This is a genomic window from Thermobaculum sp. T2p, assembly GCF_059335935.1.
In genome coordinates, this window is sequence record NZ_JANZYQ010000010.1 from 139,877 (window position 1) to 160,021 (window position 20,145).

20 protein-coding genes, 1 tRNA gene and 1 pseudogene are annotated in these 20,145 nt (G+C 46.4%); 12 read left to right on the forward strand and 10 right to left on the reverse strand.

Annotated features, from left to right (window positions below; translation table 11 throughout):
* Positions 1-45 precede the first annotated feature (45 nt).
* From N2245_RS05860 to N2245_RS05875, 4 genes and pseudogenes are all read left to right on the forward strand, one after another.
* Positions 46-636 (forward strand): dihydrofolate reductase family protein, encoded by a 591-nt coding sequence (locus N2245_RS05860; RefSeq protein WP_494535794.1) that lies wholly within the window; start codon positions 46-48, stop codon positions 634-636.
* 392 nt (positions 637-1,028) lie between these two features.
* A complete protein-coding gene (locus N2245_RS05865) occupies positions 1,029-1,259 on the forward strand; it encodes an alpha/beta fold hydrolase (protein ID WP_494535795.1) in 231 nt (76 codons plus the stop codon).
* 427 nt (positions 1,260-1,686) lie between these two features.
* A pseudogene (locus N2245_RS05870) lies at positions 1,687-1,908 on the forward strand (response regulator transcription factor); the annotation flags it as partial.
* Positions 1,909-2,471: 563 nt separating this feature from the next.
* A complete protein-coding gene (locus N2245_RS05875; protein ID WP_494535796.1) occupies positions 2,472-2,837 on the forward strand; it encodes a hypothetical protein in 366 nt (121 codons plus the stop codon).
* A 136-nt stretch (positions 2,838-2,973) separates the two neighbouring features.
* Here N2245_RS05875 and N2245_RS05880 read toward each other — a convergent pair whose 3' ends face one another.
* The 7 genes from N2245_RS05880 to N2245_RS05910 form a co-directional block, all read right to left on the reverse strand.
* A complete protein-coding gene (locus N2245_RS05880) occupies positions 2,974-3,255 on the reverse strand; it encodes a hypothetical protein (protein ID WP_494535797.1) in 282 nt (93 codons plus the stop codon).
* Between the two features lie 365 nt (positions 3,256-3,620).
* Positions 3,621-3,695: transfer RNA gene (locus N2245_RS05885), tRNA-Asn, on the reverse strand.
* A 58-nt stretch (positions 3,696-3,753) separates the two neighbouring features.
* Positions 3,754-4,329, reverse strand: a complete 576-nt coding sequence (locus tag N2245_RS05890) for a hypothetical protein (protein WP_494535798.1) — start codon at positions 4,327-4,329, stop codon at positions 3,754-3,756.
* Positions 4,330-4,374: 45 nt separating this feature from the next.
* Positions 4,375-5,373, reverse strand: coding sequence for a zinc-dependent alcohol dehydrogenase family protein (locus tag N2245_RS05895; RefSeq protein ID WP_494535799.1), 999 nt, complete (start codon positions 5,371-5,373; stop codon positions 4,375-4,377).
* A gap of 74 nt (positions 5,374-5,447) precedes the next feature.
* Positions 5,448-6,671, reverse strand: a complete 1,224-nt coding sequence (locus tag N2245_RS05900) for an NYN domain-containing protein (protein WP_494535800.1) — start codon at positions 6,669-6,671, stop codon at positions 5,448-5,450.
* 440 nt (positions 6,672-7,111) lie between these two features.
* The gene (locus tag N2245_RS05905; RefSeq protein ID WP_494535801.1) at positions 7,112-9,352 is read right to left on the reverse strand and encodes a GAF domain-containing protein; all 2,241 of its coding nucleotides are present in this window, start codon (positions 9,350-9,352) and stop codon (positions 7,112-7,114) included.
* A 6-nt stretch (positions 9,353-9,358) separates the two neighbouring features.
* The gene (locus N2245_RS05910) at positions 9,359-10,033 is read right to left on the reverse strand and encodes a response regulator (protein WP_494535802.1); all 675 of its coding nucleotides are present in this window, start codon (positions 10,031-10,033) and stop codon (positions 9,359-9,361) included.
* Positions 10,034-10,143: 110 nt separating this feature from the next.
* On the opposite strand from N2245_RS05910, the gene N2245_RS05915 reads away from it, so the two are divergent.
* The 5 genes from N2245_RS05915 (at position 10,144) to speD (ending at position 13,730) form a co-directional block, all read left to right on the forward strand.
* Positions 10,144-10,779: an O-methyltransferase gene (locus N2245_RS05915; protein WP_494535803.1), complete on the forward strand. Its 636-nt coding sequence runs from the start codon at positions 10,144-10,146 to the stop codon at positions 10,777-10,779.
* A gap of 21 nt (positions 10,780-10,800) precedes the next feature.
* Positions 10,801-11,484: a dienelactone hydrolase family protein gene (locus N2245_RS05920; protein WP_494535804.1), complete on the forward strand. Its 684-nt coding sequence runs from the start codon at positions 10,801-10,803 to the stop codon at positions 11,482-11,484.
* Positions 11,485-11,604: 120 nt separating this feature from the next.
* The gene (gene recR, locus N2245_RS05925) at positions 11,605-12,204 is read left to right on the forward strand and encodes a recombination mediator RecR (RefSeq protein ID WP_494535805.1); all 600 of its coding nucleotides are present in this window, start codon (positions 11,605-11,607) and stop codon (positions 12,202-12,204) included.
* Positions 12,205-12,215: 11 nt separating this feature from the next.
* A complete protein-coding gene (locus tag N2245_RS05930; protein ID WP_494535806.1) occupies positions 12,216-13,376 on the forward strand; it encodes a bis-aminopropyl spermidine synthase family protein in 1,161 nt (386 codons plus the stop codon).
* 9 nt (positions 13,377-13,385) lie between these two features.
* A complete protein-coding gene (gene speD / locus N2245_RS05935) occupies positions 13,386-13,730 on the forward strand; it encodes an adenosylmethionine decarboxylase (protein ID WP_494535807.1) in 345 nt (114 codons plus the stop codon).
* A 33-nt stretch (positions 13,731-13,763) separates the two neighbouring features.
* On the opposite strand, the gene N2245_RS05940 is transcribed toward speD, so the two are convergent.
* A complete protein-coding gene (locus tag N2245_RS05940) occupies positions 13,764-14,546 on the reverse strand; it encodes a hypothetical protein (protein ID WP_494535808.1) in 783 nt (260 codons plus the stop codon).
* A gap of 82 nt (positions 14,547-14,628) precedes the next feature.
* Positions 14,629-15,879, reverse strand: coding sequence for a TolB-like translocation protein (locus N2245_RS05945; RefSeq protein WP_494535809.1), 1,251 nt, complete (start codon positions 15,877-15,879; stop codon positions 14,629-14,631).
* A 133-nt stretch (positions 15,880-16,012) separates the two neighbouring features.
* Here N2245_RS05945 and N2245_RS05950 point away from each other — a divergent pair, with 133 nt between their 5' ends.
* Complete coding sequence (locus N2245_RS05950; RefSeq protein WP_494535810.1) at positions 16,013-16,198, forward strand: hypothetical protein; 186 nt, start codon at positions 16,013-16,015, stop codon at positions 16,196-16,198.
* 89 nt (positions 16,199-16,287) lie between these two features.
* Here N2245_RS05950 and rpoN read toward each other — a convergent pair whose 3' ends face one another.
* Positions 16,288-17,724 (reverse strand): RNA polymerase factor sigma-54, encoded by a 1,437-nt coding sequence (gene rpoN / locus N2245_RS05955; protein WP_494535811.1) that lies wholly within the window; start codon positions 17,722-17,724, stop codon positions 16,288-16,290.
* Between the two features lie 131 nt (positions 17,725-17,855).
* On the opposite strand from rpoN, the gene N2245_RS05960 reads away from it, so the two are divergent.
* Together N2245_RS05960 and sucC are read left to right on the forward strand one after the other, a co-directional pair.
* On the forward strand, positions 17,856-18,857 hold the full coding sequence (locus tag N2245_RS05960; RefSeq protein ID WP_494535812.1) for a sensor histidine kinase: 1,002 nt from the start codon (positions 17,856-17,858) through the stop codon (positions 18,855-18,857).
* 122 nt (positions 18,858-18,979) lie between these two features.
* The gene (sucC, locus tag N2245_RS05965; protein WP_494535813.1) at positions 18,980-20,128 is read left to right on the forward strand and encodes an ADP-forming succinate--CoA ligase subunit beta; all 1,149 of its coding nucleotides are present in this window, start codon (positions 18,980-18,982) and stop codon (positions 20,126-20,128) included.
* Positions 20,129-20,145: the final 17 nt, after the last annotated feature.

Here is a 20,145-nt window from a genome sequence, read left to right on the forward strand (position 1 = left end):
CAATTACTTGCACAGCACTAATGTGCAAAAACAGGAGACTCTATATTGAAGACACTTATCACAGAATTTATCAGCCTCGACGGTGTCATCCAAGCACCCGGTGCCACGACGGAAGACATCGACGGGGGATTCGCCCACGGCGGGTGGATGGGGAAGTACTTCGACCCTGAGATTATCGGGGGCACGTTTGACGAGCTGGCCAAGCAAAGTGATGCACTCTTGCAAGGGCGACGTACCTACCAGGTGTCGGCAATGGCCTGGCCCAGCCGGTCGGGTGACGACTTCTCCGACTGGATCAACCGCGTGCAAAAGTATGTGGTGTCCGACACGCTTACAGAGGCTGACATCACATGGCACCCAACCACGATCATCCGAGGCAAGGACTTTCTCAAGACCGTGGCCGACCTGCGGGGCCAACCCGGCGGCTATATCTATGTGTACGGCAGCCCCATGATGGTGCAGTCGCTCCTCGTCGCAGACCTAGTCGATGAGTTGGTGCTTACGGTCGTGCCTCTTGTCATCGGCAGCGGCAAGAAGCTCTTTCCGGCGATGTCCGAGCCGCTGCCATTCGACCTTGTTTCTGCCGTGAAAGCAAGCACTGGCGCCCAGGTTTGCCACTATGTGCGGGCACGGTAATGGCTGTTGCATGATGGCATGCTGGCTACTAACAGCATCCACCGGATGGCACTGTGTGCCGCTGATGCCAAGCTTTGGGCAATTTCTTTAAATCAGGGACTGTGCTTATTCAAGCGCCACTTTCCAGTTTGCCAGTGGCATTGTTTGACAAAGATTTCATTCGGTGGGAAAAATCAAACAACAGATTCGCTATTGCATTTCCCCTGACGGCGTACGCATCGCCTACGCTACGCATGGCACGGGCTATCCGCTTGTCAGAGCCTCTTCACATTTGACGCATCTGGAGTATGACTGGGAGGGTCCGGTTTGGCGGCATTGGTTGACAGAATTGGGCAAACATTTCACCTTTATCCAGCACGATCAACGGGCAATGTGGCCTTTCGGACTGGGAGGTGGAGGAGATTTCACTGGAGGCTTGGGTACAGGACTTGGAGACGGTTGTGGACACTATAGGTCTGGAGCGGTTCGCCCTTCTAGGCCCCTGCAGAGGTAGTGCTGTAGCTATTGAATATACGGCTCACCATTCTGAGAAAGTCAGTCATCTGATCCTTTACGGGGCCTATGCCCGGGTAGGTTTCACCGAACGCCAACTCAGGAACAACTGGATCAGGCAAATGTTTTAGTTATTTAAGGTTGGTTGAGGAAAGGATAATCCTGCATTTCGTCAGGTGTTTACAACCTTGTTTATGCCCGAAGGGAACCCGGAACAAGTCTGTTGGTTTAACGATATCCAGCGAAAATCGACTTCGCCAGAAAATGCCGCCAAAATGGAAGTAGCCGCCTTTAACGTTGATGTTAGCGATTCAGCCCGAAGGGTATAATCGTGCCAACCCTAGTTCTTCATGCACGTGATGATGCCATAGTAAGTTTTGAGGAAGGCCGCCTACTGGCGGCGATGATTCCCGGAGCACGATTTGTTTTCCTTGAGAGCAAGAACTATTTGCTTTTAGCAAGCGAGCCAGCCTGGCAGCGTTTCCTGGATGAGGTCTTAGATTTTCTCTCAACGGATGTGACAGAGCCCTCCCCACCCCCAAACAAGGCTTTTCAATTGAGATTCTTGACTTGATTGCCCGGGGATTGAGCAATAAGCAGATAGCCGAAAGCCTTTTTCTTAGTGAAAAAACAGTGCGCAATCACGTCACAAACATCTACAGTAAATTGCAAGTCTCCAGTCGAGCTGAAGCAATCGTTCTCGGGCGTGATGCCGGCTTCGGTCGAAGTAAGTCCTTTGATCAGGGACATTTGTCCCATCATTTCCCAGACAAGCAATAAATATTCCCCCCAAAATCAGGACAGCAGCCTCAGGACAAGAGTGTCTTTCTTATGTATATTGGTGTATATTGGGCATGCTATTTCAACAGTCGATACTGTTAGCGAATTCTCAACATCGAATCAATCCAACGGAAATAAAACATCTCTGTCTTATTCGGTTAGTTCAAAACGTTAGAGGACTAGAACCCATGGGTTCGGTGCAACAGAAATGGAATGCCAGGGACTACGTAGAGAACTCTTCGGCCCGACTGCAATGAGTCCAGGAGCTTATTTCAAAGCTGAACTTGCAGGGATATGAGTCTGTGCTTGATATCGGATTCGGAGATGACAAGATCACAACCAGCGCAAGCTGGTTGTGAAAAATGGAAATGTGGTGGGAATTGACCTGTCTGATGAGATGATTGCTTTTGCTACTGAGAATTTGCCTTTGGATCAATACCCAAATCTATCCTTCTGCGCATGGATGCGACAGATATTCATTTGCCCTGCAGATTCGATGTTGCATTCTCCAATGCTACCCTGCACTGGATAAAAAACCACCTTGCGGTTCTTCCGGGGGGTGCGTGCCTATCTCAAGGCTGGCGGCAAAATTTTGCTGCAAATGGGCGATCGTGGAAAAGCAGCCGACATCTTTGGCGCCATTGGGTACCGAATTACAGGATTTTACCACCCGTATTATTTTTTACGGACCGGAGGAATATCAGGAGTGGCTATTTGCGCGTGGTTTTCATGTCGTGCGTGTTGAGCTAATTCCAAAAGATATGCAGGATCAGGGAGCAGAGGGCTTATTGGGTAGGCGTCGGACAACTTTGTTCCCCTATACAGACCGTCTGCCAGTTGAGCTGCAAGATACTTTCCTTGAAGCGCCAATAGCGGCTGATCATCTGACTCAGAGCTTCGTCTTCCCAAACGAGCTTGTAGAGTATTGATTTCGGTATCTTCAGCTAGGCAAACGACTCTTCGATGGCCAGGACGTGGCCTGGTTTTTCATCCATCCGAAGCACCTCTCTGACCGCAAGGCAAACTTCATGTCATTGTACCTCACCCAACTGACGTAGTTTACAGTTAGTGACAGTTGGTTTCAAGAGATTTGATGCTCGCTATCCCTGGCTCGCACCCTCCGGGCGCACCTTCGGTGCGTCCAAATCGGCAGGACAGCCGATTTATCCGGAAGAGTCCTTCCCTAGGCTCGCCAGGCACCGTCCACCAACCGACGACCAGAATGGCGCCTACCGGCACCAGCACACGCCTGTAGAGGCTGGGTCCGCCGGGCAGGAAGCCCTCAATGGTGTCGATAGCCGGCAGGCAGGTCTCGGGATCGTCGAATGTCAGGAGTTCGCTGTACACGAGGTCGGAGCGTGCTGTGACGCGTGCGGCGAACTTCGCGGCTGTCCCACCAACTGGTGGTTAGCTTCACATCGGGCCGTGGGTCGCAGCGCTGGCTTTCGCTAGGTTATCTCTGGGATTCAACGTCGGGTAAGTATCTCACCTGCAACCTAGCTGTGAAACAAGACAAGGCTGTGAGGTGGAGAATAAGAGGATTTGCGTGAGTTGCGCTTGAACCCACGCACTTCGTCTCAAACTAGAGAAATCAAGTGAAGATGTACTTGGGGCCTAACTCCGCGTGAATCGAGGGTAAAAAAAGACTCCACCACGATATCCAGACAGGATCTGCATTACCTAAGAATCTCTAGAGTTGGTGAATTGAAATCTGGCTCCCCGACCAGGATTCGAACCTGGAACCTTGCGGTTAACAGCCGCCCGCTCTACCGTTGAGCTATCGGGGAACGTACCACGCTTGTAATATACCAAAATATGCAGCCAACTGCAATTTACAATACCAGCTTAGGAAACATCAGAGCCTTCACCTGACAAAGTGCCAACTATGCCACCCAGGCTAGACAACAGTGCTGTAATGAGAAGCCCGAGAAAAGTAAATGTACCAAAGTAGGTGGCATCGTTACGTAGCCTTTCCAAGAGAGGTTCTAGGGAAAAGCCGTTATTAGTAACATCTCCACTGTAAATAGCTAGGGCCAAGTACGTAAGAGGTACCGATATTAGCAACCCCAAAATCCAGGCAAGAAAACCCTGAATGAATCCTATAAATCTACTGTAGGTTCCAGAGCTACGCGCCGACACGAAACCACCAAAGAAGGTACATAAGAGCACGATCGCCGCCAACACCGAGGTGGATCTAAATCCTAACGCTACAACTAGAGTGAAGAGAAGTAGGAACAGACCAAAGGCGCTTAGCAATCCCGCCCATACTGCTCCCCACCTTACAGCATCAACCCAGGGTTCAGCTCTACTTACTCCTATCCTATTAGCAGCAAGAGGAGACTTACTAACAGAGCTGCCCACAGGTTTCTTTGATGTATCTATAGGCTGCGTGGTCTCTGAGTATATATCTTCTTGTGACATACTTATCCCTATTTTAGGTTTATGACAAGCTGGATTATATCAGTATTATGATATCTGTAAAACAGCTGAACCATTTACCTTACTTTCCTTGAGTCTCAATAGTACATCGTTGGCTTCCTCTAAAGGATGAACCTCTATCTCAGTACGTATCGGCACCTTAGGTGCAAGGTCGAGAAGTTCCACAGCATCTTGCCTGGTTGCATTTGTAACATTCACTATAACTTTCTCTCCGCGCAACAGCTCATAATCTAATTGAGGTATAGGTGTCATATATATGCCTGCTAGGGACAGAACCCCGCCTTTATCCAATACTCTAAGGGCCTGCGGAATAATATCGCCTGCTGGGGCATATATTATAGACGACTGCATCAGCACTCCAGGATCATCATCAGCTGTACCTGCCCATTCGGCACCCAGCTCCATGGCAAGCTTTTGGTGTTCCTTGCTACGGGTAAAGACGAACACCCTCGCTCCCCAATATCGTAGCACCTGTATAGCGATGTGAGCCGAAGCACCAAAACCATACAAGCCCACTCGCTCAGCATTATCAGCCTTAGCAAGCTTCAATGCCCTGTAACCCACTATTCCAGCACAGAGCAAGGGAGCAACCTCCAGATCCGAGTATCCCTCAGGGAGTTGATATGCGAAGTCTTCACTTGTAACTTGATACTCAGCATAGCCACCGTCAACATCCCAACCGGTGAACTTGCCATTCACGCAGAGATTTTCGTGCCCTCTCCGGCAATACTCACACTCACCACATGCCCAATTAAGCCAGGGAACTCCCACTCGATCTCCTGGAGAGAAACGAGATACTGCTTCACCTACTTTCTCTACTATTCCCACTATCTGATGACCAGGTACAATCGGTCTTTTATGCAAGGGGATATCACCCTCAACTATATGGAGGTCGGTATGGCACACTCCGCAAGCCTTGACTTTTATAAGGAGATCTTTGGGGCCAATTTGTGGCTCATCTACTTCCAAGAGATTAAGTGGGTGTTTATCGATTGACGCCTGCTCAGAAAGCACTTGTGCCTTCATGATTACCTTCCTGGAGTAAGCAACATTCGTAAAACTTCTATAGTATTCTAGATCTATTAAAAGCTACTTAGAAGCTAGCTTTCACTGGAGACTATATCTTCTTCGATAGCTTCGATCACCAGTGGATGCGACCTATTGAGATGGAACACACTAATTTCCCGGTAATCATTCGTAGCCTTGCTGTAGATGGTTTTAGACTCACGCTTGAAAATACCATCATCTATAGCTATGTTGAGCATAGTAGCTATCTCTGACACGCTTATAGGTAGTATTCCAGTGTTTGCAGCATTCTCCACCATGAAGTTGAAGCTCATATAGGGACTGTTCCGCTCCAGCTCGCTAATGTACCTTATTAGCTTGATGAGCATACTTCTGCCATCTTCCTTGTAGGGATAGGAAGAGGCGTATCCTGTATTAGCCCCGCTAGCAGATAGCTCATTGTTGGAGATACCTTTCACATGGGTGTGCATATCAACTTCCAGCTGCTCATCTGGGAGGTAAGCACGATCGATTAGGCCGACATTGTAGGTCTTGATCAAGCCTCTCCTCTCAGCTTCCTTCATGAATTCCCTGAAGTTAGAGAATCCATAATGCCTCTCATCGAAGTTCCGCATTCTGGAGAGCATAAGAAGGCGAATCTGAGCAAAGACATTTGGCTCACCCCTCCTGCGTATGTCATGCATTATCTCCACTAAGGTCTTGAATGCATGTTCCAGATCTACGTCCTCAGTATTATCCTCACCGACCCTGTCGTATATAGGGTCAACCTCTATATCGTATGGTATGAAGTAATCGGCCATACTTGTGAGCTGCCAGCTGGTGCTCCATGAGCAGCCAATTACCACTACCTCTCTGCCACGAGATCTGAGGGCGTTGACGAGATGGATAAAATCACCATCGCCAGTCACTAGCACAAAAGTATGTATATTAGGATTACTCAGGCAGAAATCCACAGCATCCACAGTCAGCTTAACATCTACGCTATTCTTCCTACGATTATTAGTCTTTACAGCGTCGGTCGAGGTATATGTCCTGGTAGGTACGTAAATAGGTTCTATTCCAGCTGAATAAAGGTCATTAGGATCCAGCTGGTGCTGGTGCTCCTGCCAATTGGCGTAAGCCCTAGCTACAACCACGCGGCCAAACTTTGAGGCTGCTTCTTTGAGGGCTGTGGCGTTTGGGACCCTTGAGTCCTTGTTCCAGAGACTATATTTGATGTTCTCCCAGTCTATGTAAAGAGCTACATCATTTTGGTGCAAGTGTGTGCCGCTATGCGCGCGACTATCAGAGTTGTACACTACTTCTCCCTTCCCTTTCCTGAACTCCCCTCTGCAACTTGAAGCTATTATAACCCAATAAAGATTTTGTAACGTTTTGCGAAATTCACAACCTAGGACATCTATAATCTATCTATCCGCAGATATAGTGGATGTGGATAACTTGTGGGAATTGTGGATAACTTTGTGGAAAATATAACCGAGTTGTGGAAAACACTCTGGAAAAATCTTGGATAACTTCCAGTAAGATAAAAATGTGTCTCGCAAGTTATAAACATTGTGCAAAAACTCTCCGGTTTTTCCACATATATTTCCACTGGTAACTTGGCTTATTTAGCGCATTTTGAGTTGTTTTCCACGTATACACACTCCCTACTAAATACGTCTGCCCTTCCTCTTTTCAAAATAAAAATATATTCACAGATGTCTAACGTAGGTTTGTGGATATACATCGTTTATGATTAGGACTCTATCAGGGGAACAGTAACTGTTATTCTAGTACCTTGCCCAGGAGCAGTCCTTACATAGAGGTTACCACCAAGCAAGTTAGCTCTCTCATACATACCCATAACGCCCATGCGCCCCCGGTCGGCAAGCTCAGATATATTGGGGGGAGTTTGAAAACCTATGCCGTTATCAGAAACTGTAAGCCTACACCATGTGTCTCCAAAGGTTAGTTCCACAGCAGCTCCTGTAGCTTGAGAGTGCTTGGCGGTGTTGTTGAGCGCTTCCTGGGCTATTCTGAATAATGCTAACTCTACCTCAGGTTGTAGTCTTCTTTCCTCACCCTGGATTTTCAGCCTGGTGGTTATCTTGTATCTCTTAGCATTCTCAGAGACCAGCCACTCTAGAGCTGGTACTAGACCCAGATCGTCAAGTATGGAGGGTCTTAGATCTCGGCTGAATCTTCTCACGCTAGCGAGGGTTTGGTCTGTAAGGGCCTTTAGATCCTCGATCTTTCTTTGAGCTGCTTCTGGAAGATCTCCTAGGTCTTCTCTAAGTGAGTCTATTCGCCTGGAGAGAGCAATTAGAGCTTGCGCGGTGTCATCATGCAGGTCGCGTGCTATTCGCCGTCTTTCTTCTTCCTGAGCAGCTATCACAGCTGCAGCGTAGCCGCTGAGCTGCTCCTCTCGCTTTTGGGATCTTCTAAGCTGCCTCTGCCTGCGAGCTATTTCCCTTTCCATCCTCTTCTTTTCAGTGATATCTCTTGCTGTACCTTGCTCGCCTCTAAATACTCCATTTTCAAACACTGGAGTACAGCTTATTTCAAGAAATACTGAGTTCCCATCCTTTCTTATGGCCTCTATCTCGCACCTGATGCTTAGCTCGTCTGCGGTTAACGGGTTTATTAGGCATTCAGGTGTTATGCGCTTGGACTGAGGAGATATCAGGTCAACAAACATCTTCCCTACCAGCTCATCTGGTTGGTAGCCAAGGATTGCTTTTGCACTGCTGCTTGCGAAAGATATGCTTCCATCTGGGTCAAGTAGGAATATGAGGTCACTTGCATTTTCGGTTACCAACCTATACTGTGCTTCAGATTTCTGTAGGTCATTCAGGAGCCTGGCGTTCTCTACAGCTAGCCCGGCTTGTTGCACGAACATCTCCAGCACTTGTATCTTCTCTAGGCTAGGAACCTTTCTATCGATGGGATCGTCTACAAAGACCAATCCTGTAAGATTGCCATCACGATCGTAAATTGGTACGGCTAATGCATCTTTCTGATGCCACTCATCTGGACCTCTCTCTTCATCGTTGATATTTGGTAAAAAGGCCCACTGCATGCCGAGCGTCTGCTCGATATCCTCCTTGTGAGATATGAAGTAACTATTTGAGATTTGAAACCTGGGATGCATGATACGCTCGTAGAAGCTTGGAGGTCTTATAAAACTCCTTAGCTCTTGCTGCTCTTCCTCAGAGAAGCCTGCGAACGCCGCAGGCACCATCATCCCCGTGGTGGGATCCAGAAGACTGAGCTCAACTAGTCTGAAGCCGAGTGCACTACTGATAGCGTTACAGATAGCATTGAGTACCTTCTCGAGAGGAGCGTTAGCTCTGAAAGTAGCACTGATCTTCAAGAGCTCCTGCAGCTGACGCATCTTCTCTTGCAGCTGCTCTCTGCTCTGGGTAACAGTTGAACTAAGTTTCGCTTTGGCTACTGCCACTCCTATCTGATTACCAATGCTTGTAAGTAGCTCTATATCAGCAGGTTCAAATTTATTGACCTGCTTAGAGAATATATTGAGGACTCCTACGACTTTATTATCAGACCTTAATGGGATGCCCACACAGCTCTTGACTACGTCTCCGTAGCTAGAGGGGCTTATCATTGAGCTTCGAGCTACGTTATCCAGGACTATAGGTGACTCCGCCCTTATCACCCTGCTTGCTAGACCAATACCATAGCTGTGTCTTTCTTGCTCGGTCAGAAATAGGTTGCTTATACCTCTACTAACTACTCTGACCAAATCTCCTGTCTCTTCATCGCGCAAGAATACCGTTCCCGCATCAGCACCGGTTACTTCTAGAATCCAGTCTAGGGCTAAATAAAAGACCTTATCCAGGTCTGCCTCTCTGCTTATAGCAGCAGCTATAGCGTTGAGGGTAAATATCTTTTGGGTGGTTTGGTCTACGGTTCTAAAGTCAGGCGGAGGCTTTTCCAATGGCTCCTGGACCCTTACTTTGGCAAACCTTCTGTCCATAATATATTACTCCGAAAGGTCTATAAGCCCCAACTTAAGAGCATGCAGCACAGCTTCTGTCCTTGACGCAACACCGAATTTATTAAATATATTGCTCAAGTGTACCTGAACGGTACGGGGACTCAGATGTAATTGTTGAGCTATTGCTTTGTTACTCTCTCCCTTTGCCGCTAACCTCAGGACATCCAGCTCCCTATCAGTTAGAACAGGGCTTGGATGTTCAGACTGTGTATTAGGAGATGTAAACCTTGAAAGCACCTTCTTGGCTATGGAAGGCGCAAGTACAGACTCTCCATTAGCGACCGCCTTCACTGCGTGCACGACTTCATCAGCATGTGCGTCCTTCAGTATGTAGCCTGCTGCCCCTGCTTGAAGGAGCGCAAACACATATTGGTCATCGTCATATGCACTGAGAACAAGGACAGCTATATTTGGATGTTTTTGTTTGATAATCTTTGTGGCATCTATGCCATTTAGCTTCGGCATGCTTACATCCATCAAGATCAGGTCTGGTTGGAGCTTTTGGGCAAGCTCTACAGCCTCCTCGCCGTTTGAAGCCTCCCCTATTACCCTTATACCTCGTTTCTCGAGGAGCTCCTTTGTTCCTTCCCTCACGAGAGCATGATCTTCAGCTATCACTACGCGGATAGTTTCCGTCCCGCTAACCTGCTCTTCCTGCATTCTACTTTTACCTCTTTGGAAATCTAATTGCTTATAATACCGCTTTCTTTACCTCCTGTATGATACCCTGTGCATGTATGGCCGATACTTCATGTGCAGGAGTTCTTTAGATGGAAGAGATTGCCCCAAGTATAGCTAGATATCTAGATACCCTCGTGCCAGAGAGAACTGGTGATATGGCAATCATGGAAGATTATGCTAAAGTCCATGGTTTTCCGATCATAGGTCCATCAGCAGGATATTTTTGTTACCTTATGACCAGAGTGATGGGTGCTAGAAAGGTTTTTGAGTTAGGTTCTGGTTACGGGTACTCCACTGCCTGGTTCGCAAGGGGTGTGCGCGAAAACGGTGGCGGAGTGGTTCACCACACTGTTTGGGACTCAAACTTATCAGATATGGCGCGCGTACACCTAAAGAACATGGGATACGAGGACATAGTTGTCTACCATGTAGGGGAAGCGGTTGAGACGCTCAAAAATACGGAAGATACCTTCGATATAGTGTTCAATGATATAGATAAGTCTGCTTACCCTGATTCTCTGCCTGTAATCAAAAGCAAGCTAAGGAGAGGTGGCCTGCTCATAGTAGATAACATCCTCTGGCATGGGAGGATACTAGATCCTTCTGAAAGGTCTAGAGACACGGAGTCTATAAGAGTTATGATCGATATGGTTAGAAATGATCCAGAGTGGATCTATAGCATAGTACCTCTAAGAGATGGTCTTTTACTTGCTTACAAGCAGTGATATTTGTGGAGGAGATTAATTATGGGTGAGATGGTTACCTTTCCAAGCAATGGTACTACTGCTCAGGGTTATATTGCTAAGCCTGATACTGATAAAGCCCCAGGTGTGCTAGTAATACAGGAGTGGTGGGGGCTGAACGATAATATCAGAAGCATATGTGAAAGGTTTGCTTCGGAAGGGTTCCTGGCAATAGCCCCAGATCTCTATCATGGACGAGCAACTACTGAGCCAGATGAAGCCAGGAAGCTTGCTATGTCTCTTCAAATGGAGACAGCTGCCAAAGACATGAGTGGAGCGGTGGATTACCTGAGAGAGCACTCTGGGTATGCATCTGTAGGTGTGGTAGGTTACTGTATGGGTGGAGGACTTGCCTTGTTCATAGCTGCTCTTAGAGGCGATGTAGTCAAGGCAGTGGTGCCTTTCTACGGTTTAGTGCCTCCGTCTGCGCCTCCTGTGGACTGGAGCAAGCTGCAGGCTTCGGTACTTGGCCACTATGCTGAGTTGGATCAAGGCATAACCGTAGAAAGGGTAAGGGAATTCGAGAACCAGCTGAAGTCCTTAGGTAAAGAAGTTGAGATACATATATACCAGGGAGCACAACATGGCTTTTGTAACGACACTAGACCACAGGTTTACAACAGGGAAGCCTGTGAGCTAGCTTGGCAGAGAACTATTGCCTTTCTGCGTGATAAGTTAGTTAGCTAGGATTCTGCCAACATACAATCACGTGATAGGCTAATTGTGCCCATTGGCTGATATAATTTCATAGCTATAGATAAACATAACTTACTACTTGATTCCTGATCTTCAGAGGGCAAAGAGAGCATGTATACAACGGCGGAGCCTGTAGAGAGGCTCATAGAGGAATTTTCCAAACTACCAGGAATAGGACCAAAAACAGCTTCCAGACTTACTTACTGGCTGCTGAGGAGTAGCAAAGAGCAGGCTGAGTCATTGGCCGATGCTATTAGGGAGCTAAAAGAAAAGACTACCCTATGCTCCGAGTGCTTCAACATTACAGATGTGGATCCATGCAGGATCTGCTCTAGCGAATCAAGGGATCGATCTGTCATATGTGTTGTAGAAGAACCCCTGGATGTCAGAGCTATAGAGAACACCAATGAGTACAAAGGTTTGTACCATGTGCTGCATGGATTACTTTCTCCTTTGGATGGTATCACTCCTGATAAACTAAAACTACAGGAATTGAAGGATAGAATTGCCCGCGGAGGAGTGAGTGAGGTCATAATTGCGACTAATCCTACACTTGAAGGCTCCAACACGGCTTTCTATATAGCTCGCCTTCTGAAGAACCTGAATGTGAAGATAACTAGGCTTGCCTACGGTCTTCCAGTTGGGGGAGATCTTGAGTACGCTGACGAGGTAACGCTCAGCAGGGCCCTACAGGGTAGGCAGTCCATATAGGAAGTAATCTTGTGATAAATACCTCTCTCAGTGACTTGGCACGTGTCGTATCCGAAGCTACCTCGCTCAAGGAAGGCCCGGATGCAGTAGTTAGACTCCTGCAGGTAGTCGCTGCACGTGGGCCTATCAGTGCTAAGGAACTTTCTCAGTCCATTGGCCTTCCACTCCCAGTGGTGGCCGCTGTAAGGCGTGAGCTTGAATCCAGAGGAATATTAGAGCGTAAAGGTGGTGTAGTACTAACGGATGATGGAAAGCGTCTACTAGAAGGTCAAACCTACAGATTCCTTGGTGTTTGCGAAGCATGTTCTGGTACTGGACTGCTGATACCTGACGAACTCTCACCATTGCTCGATAAGCTGCGTATGTACCGAGCAAATAGACCTCGAGTCGACGTCAGCTTAGATCAAAGCTTTATATTGCCTGAATATAACCTTAGAAGGTGTCTGTTCGCACTCAACCATGGACTACTTGCTGGAAAGAGGGTGCTCTTTATAGGAGATGATGATGCTAGCTCATTATGTGTAGGTATGCTAGCAGCTTATTTAGGTTTTCATGTAGACCTAACTGTTCTTGATGTTGATCATAGAATATTGAACTATGTTCAAACTGCATGTGATGAGGAGGAGATAGAGGTCAAAACGATTTATCACGACGCCAGAGACCCTCTCCCAGCAAGTATTTCTTCTAAATTCGATACGGTCTTTATTGATCCTCCCTACACGCTTGCGGGATTGGAACTTTTCCTGTCACGAGCTGTTGACGCCTTGATCAAGCAGGAAGGTTCTGCGGTGGTTCTATCTTTTGGTCGTAAGCCTCCATCTGAATCGGTCCGAATCATGGAAAAGATCTGCAATATGCACTTATACGTCTCGGATGTGAGGCCAGGCTTCAATCGCTATGAAGGTGCCAGTGTTTTAGCTGGCGCAAGCGATATCTACTTACTTAGAGCTACTCATATCTCAAAGCCTACAATTAGGGGAAGATATACGAGAGAGATTTATACCGGAGATGTGAGGACTAAAGTACGCACCTATATCTGTACGAATTGTGGCTCATCATATAAGATTGCTCCTGGCGAAAAATGGCAAACTATAGAAGCATTAAAATTAGAAGGTTGCCCTAGATGTGGCAACAGAGCTTTCAGACGTCAGAGCAGTAAACTTAGTGAGTGATGTTAACATATGTCCTTCCGGCATATACTATATGATCTCTGGGTAGAAGATCCTTCTATACTAGAACGTACTAAGCCTTTAGAGGAGATAATGCTCGAGGCTGCGCGTTGCAGCGGTGCCACAATACTTCATTCGTACTTCCACCAGTTTGATCCTCATGGGGTATCCGGTATTGTGCTGATCGCTCAATCTCACCTCTCTATCCACACCTGGTCTGAGGACAAATATGCTGCTATTGATGTTTTCACATACCAGGGTATGAATCCCGAGCTAGCTATAAGCTATATAAGGGAGAAGCTGCGACCGACCAGAGAGAGAATAACAGATCTTAGCCGAGGGGGAACACCATTATAGCCTCAACATAACCCTATGACTATAACCCTTTGGCTATTCATTCTCTTCTGCATTGGCAGGTTTGTTAATCAGTAACAGCAACAATAGCACAAATGGTAGAAGCATAAGTATCGGGAATAATACCCATCTTGGGTTGAACCCACCGCCTGATGTATTTACGCTCGTGGCTTCTATCCTTACAGGATCACCATTTGTATTGAGGGTAACAACAACGGAGTCTCCCGCGTTGAGCTGACTTACTGTAACGGTCTGGCCATTCTTAGTTATCTGTAGATTAGCGGCGCTAGTTGAGAAGTTGTATGTTTTGCCATCGTCACCTGATACATTTATGCTGTTGTTCCCCACAGATGTGATCGTACCAGTAACTATCCTTTCCGTAGGAGTAGGAGTAGCTGAGATCGATGTTGGACTTACAGTAGGGCTGGATACAACCGTGGGTTGCACGACCTGAGTAGGGGTGGAGGTCCAAACTATTATGCTCAGGACCTTGCCGTTTTTGTCCCTTTGTACAGATATGTTTTCTGTTGCCTGTAGCTCAGAAAGGGTTGATGGCTTACCATTGCGTACGATAGGTATATCTTCAGAGACGGGTATTGTTACTAATCTATTACCTACATTGATGGTTACATCAGTATCTGATACGGCGGCGATGGTGCCCCTTATGGAGTTGCCACCCGATTGGGGAGTCAAGCTAACTGTTGCGGTAGGTTGAGGTGTTCCCTGATCCTGTGCAATTGCCCGTATAGAGGCTTGCACAAAGGTAAGCAAAGATATAAAGATTACAAAAAGTAGTACGGGTACGAACTTTCTTACCAAAGAATATACCTCTCAGAGTAGATTTAAAGATTACCAAGATCACCTTAAAAGGTTATTGGCTAATATACTCTAGATGTCAAGCTTACCTTGTAAGAACCCGCATCCATAAGGGATTTGAGTAGTACCCCAAATTTAGAGGCCTTATTCTCTGGTTGCCAAGCGTGATCATATATATGCCCTTAGGACTGTTTCTGTAGATTCTAGTTGCTAATAGATGTTTTCCATCAGGAGTCCATACTGGCTCAGCATAGCCTATACCTGATCGCATATCTCCAAAGATCTCTCTATTACCAGTAGAGACGTCTAGGACGGCTAATTGATCTAGCCCAGAAGGTGTAAGTACCTCATATGCGAGCTTATGACTATTGGGACTCCATACTAGATACTCGAAGCTTGATTCTGGGGCGAAATCCTCAACATGAATTTTATTCTTATCTAGCTTATTTAGATCTAGGGTAATTAGGAGAGCAGTTGATCCATAGGCACTTATGGCTAGCTTTGAGCCATCATAGCTGATAGATGGATGACGCAATAAACTGAGCTTTGTTGCAAAAGGTACTCCGTATTGCGATAGATCCTTAGGTAGATCCTTGATGGCTACAACCTCTTTGAAAGTTCGACTAGCTGGTGAGTATGACATTATCTTGTTGCCTTGTCTGGATCCAAGAGTTGCAAAAAATAATTGAGGCTTTCTCGTGTGCCATTCGGGATCAATCCCAGGCCCAACTCTTATTGTGTTGCCGCGAACTATATCTTTTATGTAAACCAAGCTTCTATCTATATAAGGTTCGAGCTTTTTGTCATGATTACTATCTCTAGTAACGGTATAAGCTAGGTACCTTCCGTCTTGGCTCCACGCAGCTTGCATAACATCACCAGAGACTATCTCCTTGGGCTTATGAGTCTCCAGGTTTATCAAGAGCAGTCCTGTGCTTTTGCCCTTCGATGGTTGTATACATGTTAGGTCTTGAGTTCTGGGATTTAACGACAGTTCTCTACATGTGAGATTTAGAAATACTTCTGCGCTACCTCCGGATGGATCCATCTTCCAGATAGCTTTATCAGATTGAAATAATACTAGATCTCGGTGCTTAACTCGCTGCTGTTGATCCACTCCCAGGGTGATCGTTGGTACAGGAGTAACCCCACGGGGAGGGGTGTTTGTAGTTTCAGGGCGTTTCGTACCTGTCTGATAAGAGGTTTGTGTGGATTGGTCTGCTTGCTTGCTGGTATTTCGACCTATAGTACCCCAAGAGCAAGAAATCAAAAAAACAAATAGCACTACAAAAGTAATTAGCTTCTTCATAGCATTAGATGCTAATGGATCAGACATACTGGATCAACGGTGTACTAGTGAAAGAAAAAGATTATTTATTTCCAGGAATTTATATTTTATTTACAAACGAACCTGTGTTCATGAGAACTAGAGTGCTATTATCAGATAGCTATGTTTTGAGGAGTTAGATATGTACGAGAGAGACTCTTTCTCATACAACAAAGCTAAACTCCAAGCAAATCTCATCGATGACTTGCTGGTGTCTCCTGAAGATTTGTATATGGTGCTGGAGGCAGTCAACTGGAACATGGTAAGGCTATTAATCTGTGAACACACCAGTAAAGGGTATATAAGAGTTAGATGTATCTATAAGTAGTTCTAGATTAACCTTGTTCCAGCCTGTAAGTCATAGAGACAAAGCTTGCCTTTTATTTAGGAGTTATAACTAGTAGCCTGAATCTAACCTTATCTTAGAGTAGAAGGAAGTATGCCAAGCTCAGCCCTATATTTGGCTACCGTTCTTCTCGCTACCCTTATTCCTCTCTCGCGTAGCTTATCGCATATTTGTCGATCGGTCAGAGCTTTATCTTCGCTTGTGATTATCTCCTTGATGACATCTTTGATGCTGAGTGAAGCGGTAAAGAAGTCTGAAAAAGGTATAACTTTTCTATTAGGCAACATTACATATTTGCCAGCAGTGGCACGGCTGACTGTGCTCTCATGTACCCCTATATAGTCTGCGAGCATAGCTCTAGTTAGAGGCTTTAGATGTCTGACTCCATATCTTATAAAGTCTTCCTGCAGCTCGACCAGAGCAGAGGCTATCTTGTATATAGTTTTACGGCGCTGGTTTACGTTCGAGATAAACATCTTAGTACGTGATATATACTCCTTGATATGGGCTCTCTCGTTATCTGAGTAATAATGCGGGCGCGCCTCAAGGTCCTTTGCTATCTGCTGATATGCAGAACTTAATCTAAGCTCAAACTGCCTACCCTCGACCACTTCTACCTCTAGTTTGCCTTCCCTTTCAAATATGATGACATCAGGAGAGATGTAAGTGGACTTGGCGGGACTCTTCCATGTGCGGCCGACTGCAGGGTCCAGTGAAGGATAAGGAGATAGTTTCTGCTTAATGAACTGCCTAGCTTCAGCCACTTTTTCAGGAGATGTCTTCAGCTTCCTAGCTATGTAACCGTATTTATGACTACCTAGCTCTTCGATATAGTTCTCTAGGATGGCTCTTACGTACTCAGGTATGATTTCCCCCTCTTGCTCTAAATATCTCAGCTGTAGCAGTAGACATTCTTGAAGATTCCTTGCACCCACACCAGCGGGTGCGATCTCCTGTAATCGCTGTAGCACCCATTCTACCCTCTGCACATCCCTCCCCAGCTCACGAGCTATGGCATCTAGCGGTTGCCTGAGATAACCGTTCTCATCCAGGGACTCTATCAGGTAGTCAGCTATCTCGTAGTCTTCTTCAGGGAGTATCGAATGCAGATCTGACCTTAGTGATTCATGAAAGTCCTGCTCAGATGCCACTATGGACATAGGGTCAAAATCATCTTCGTCGTCAGATACTAACGAACGTGATGTTGCTGAGTAGCTTTCATAGTACAGAGAATCCAGGTCCTCGTTGACGGTATCAGTGTGATCAATCTTGGAGTCTTCCCGAGAACAGTTCTCACATTTGCCACCCAACATGACTTCACCGCAAAAGGGGCAAGTCTCGTGGTCTACCAGCTCGAGAGCAGGATTCTGACTTAGCTCGTTTAGTATAGTCTGTCGTAGCTCTGGTAGGGACAAACTAAGTATGTAGTTTGCCTCTATCAGCGAGGGAGAAGCTTTTATAGTCATCTCTTGTGCTTGATTTTGTTCCTGTGACATCTGCATATCCATAAAAATCTCCTCCCTCAGATCTGTTAGTGTTCAACTTAGGTCGTGTGGATTATATCATTGCTTGTAATTTTGTACAACATTGATGGCATCATTATTGCTGTGACCTCCGAACTTGATAGAAGGTGGTGGCAATGAAGACTTCTGAGAAGTTGTGGATATACAACTTAGTAGAGGCGATACCGGTAGCTTTGTTGGTCTTTGATCGCAATGCAAATCTGCTGGCTGCATCTCCTAAGGCCCGTGCGATGCTGTTACCCTTTAGCAAGACTGATAATCATAACGACTCCTCAGAAAGTCCTGCTCTGCCGGTAAACATCCGCGAGTCTTTGTATAGAGTTCTGAAGGGATACTCACGTTCTGAAAGCGGACACGCAACTATCGCAAATACGCGCATTGAGTTCACAGTTGCTGATGTAGGAGACGTAGTTAGTGTAGCTTTCAGCGATCCATCTCCAGGATACGATGAAAATATCGACTATCTATCCATAGCTGCTCATGAACTCAAGACTCCTCTAACGGCTATCAAAGGAGGTACTCAGCTTCTGGAGAGGACCCTTCTAAGAAATGGCGATCTGAACGATAGAGAATCGAAGTTGCTTGGCATGATAATCTCGCAGGTGAACAGATTATCCTACATGGTTGATAGCCTGTTGGATACCTCTAGATTAGCTTCAGGTAGGGTGAAGCTTACGAAAAGCGATCATGACCTCCGTGCGATAGTACAGGAAGCTGTGGAAGAGGTAAGGTCATCGATTCCCGGTCGAAGCATAGACATAAAGTTGCCCTCGCACGAGTTGCGTGCAAACATAGATCCTGTAAGACTGTCTCAGGTGATCGAGAACGTCCTACGGAATGCCTTAGAGAACTCAGATCCGGACAAAGCTGTGCTAGTGGAAGTCTATGAAGATATGGATGATATATACATGACGGTTACGGATTATGGCAAAGGGATACAACCTAAGGATGGCCCTCATATATTCGAGAAGTTTTACAGGGGGGCTGAATGTAGCGGAGGGCTTGGGCTAGGTCTCTATATATCTTCGGAGCTCGTGAAGCTCCATGGCGGGCGTATATGGTTTGAGTCAGATCCAGGCTATGGTACTACTTTTTACATAGCTATCCCGGCTAGGTGACTCGGCAACTAGTCCTCAACTTCAGCGATAGACAACCTATTGAGATGGGATTATTATTACCCTCAGAAGGTCCGCTGACCGTAATGGCCTTGTCATTTTTGTTTATATGAGGGGAACTGGGGATGAATTTACATGAGTATCAGTCAAGGGAAATACTCTCTAAACACGGCATTCCTGTCCCAACCGGAATATTGGCAAGAAGTGTGGAAGAGGCTGTCGAGGCAGCCTCTTCTCTTGGTTATCCTGTAGTAATTAAGGCTCAAGTGCATTCTGGCGGGAGAGGCAAGGCTGGTGGCATAAAGCTAGTAAACTCGCAACGAGAGCTTGAATCTGTAGCTACAACCATACTAAGTATGAATATAGGCGGTCGTCCTGTTAGTGCTCTTTTGGTTGTTCCTGCTGCCAACATACAAGAAGAATACTATCTTAGCATAGTGCTAGATAGGGAGCTGAAAACCTTCACTCTTATTACCAGTGCTGAGGGCGGAGTAGACATAGAAGAAGTTGCTCGCGAGCATCCTGATAGCATCTTGAGAGCGCCGGCCCATCCTTGGCTGGGGCTACAGCCTTACCAAGCAAGAGAGCTAGCCTACAAAATGGGTTTCGGAAGTTCACTCGTTAGGACTTTTGTGGAAATAGCGATGTCTCTCTACAGGTGTGCTCTAGACGTGGAAGCTAATCTCGTGGAGATAAATCCCCTGGCTAAGGTTTCCTCTGGTGATTTGATAGCACTGGATTCCAAGATTGTTGTGGATGATAACTCCCTCTTTAGGCATCCAGAGATTGCTGCAATGAGAGATCTGAGCCAGGAAGAACCCGCAGAGGTAGAGGCCTCGCGAGTAGGCATAAGTTATATAAAGCTAGATGGGAACATAGGATGTATGGTTAACGGAGCTGGATTAGCGATGGCCACTATGGACCTCGTAAAGCTATATGGGGGTAATCCAGCTAACTTCCTGGATATAGGTGGTGGAGCGCATGCAGATCAAGTTGAGGCTGCGATGAATATCATTCTCTCTGATGAGAAGGTAAGTGCGGTCCTAATCAATATATTTGGTGGCATAACAAGATGTGATGATGTGGCCCGTGGGATAGTAGAGGGTCTTAGAAACATCAAAAGAGAAGTGCCCATAGTAGTCAGGTTGGTAGGAACCAATGAGGAAGAAGCTCATAGGATACTCGAGGGTGCAGGACTTAGATCCCTCTCCTCTTTGGAAGAAGCTGCCAAGCTGGCGGTTGAACTTGCCTCCAAGAGCGCGGTCTCTAGCTAAATCTTAAGTAGGGGGAT

What these genes read in the sequence shown, in the direction of transcription:
- N2245_RS05890 (WP_494535798.1), bottom strand. Translation starts at nt 4,329, where the DNA reads ATGTCACAAGAAGATATATACTCAGAGACCACGCAGCCTATAGATACA.
- N2245_RS05895 (WP_494535799.1), bottom strand. Translation starts at nt 5,373, where the DNA reads ATGAAGGCACAAGTGCTTTCTGAGCAGGCGTCAATCGATAAACACCCA.
- N2245_RS05905 (WP_494535801.1), bottom strand. Translation starts at nt 9,352, where the DNA reads ATGGACAGAAGGTTTGCCAAAGTAAGGGTCCAGGAGCCATTGGAAAAG.
- N2245_RS05910 (WP_494535802.1), bottom strand. Translation starts at nt 10,033, where the DNA reads ATGCAGGAAGAGCAGGTTAGCGGGACGGAAACTATCCGCGTAGTGATA.
- N2245_RS05915 (WP_494535803.1), top strand. Translation starts at nt 10,144, where the DNA reads ATGGAAGAGATTGCCCCAAGTATAGCTAGATATCTAGATACCCTCGTG.
- N2245_RS05920 (WP_494535804.1), top strand. Translation starts at nt 10,801, where the DNA reads ATGGGTGAGATGGTTACCTTTCCAAGCAATGGTACTACTGCTCAGGGT.
- recR (WP_494535805.1), top strand. Translation starts at nt 11,605, where the DNA reads ATGTATACAACGGCGGAGCCTGTAGAGAGGCTCATAGAGGAATTTTCC.
- speD (WP_494535807.1), top strand. Translation starts at nt 13,386, where the DNA reads ATGTCCTTCCGGCATATACTATATGATCTCTGGGTAGAAGATCCTTCT.
- N2245_RS05945 (WP_494535809.1), bottom strand. Translation starts at nt 15,879, where the DNA reads ATGTCTGATCCATTAGCATCTAATGCTATGAAGAAGCTAATTACTTTT.
- N2245_RS05950 (WP_494535810.1), top strand. Translation starts at nt 16,013, where the DNA reads ATGTACGAGAGAGACTCTTTCTCATACAACAAAGCTAAACTCCAAGCA.
- rpoN (WP_494535811.1), bottom strand. Translation starts at nt 17,724, where the DNA reads ATGGATATGCAGATGTCACAGGAACAAAATCAAGCACAAGAGATGACT.
- N2245_RS05960 (WP_494535812.1), top strand. Translation starts at nt 17,856, where the DNA reads ATGAAGACTTCTGAGAAGTTGTGGATATACAACTTAGTAGAGGCGATA.
- sucC (WP_494535813.1), top strand. Translation starts at nt 18,980, where the DNA reads ATGAATTTACATGAGTATCAGTCAAGGGAAATACTCTCTAAACACGGC.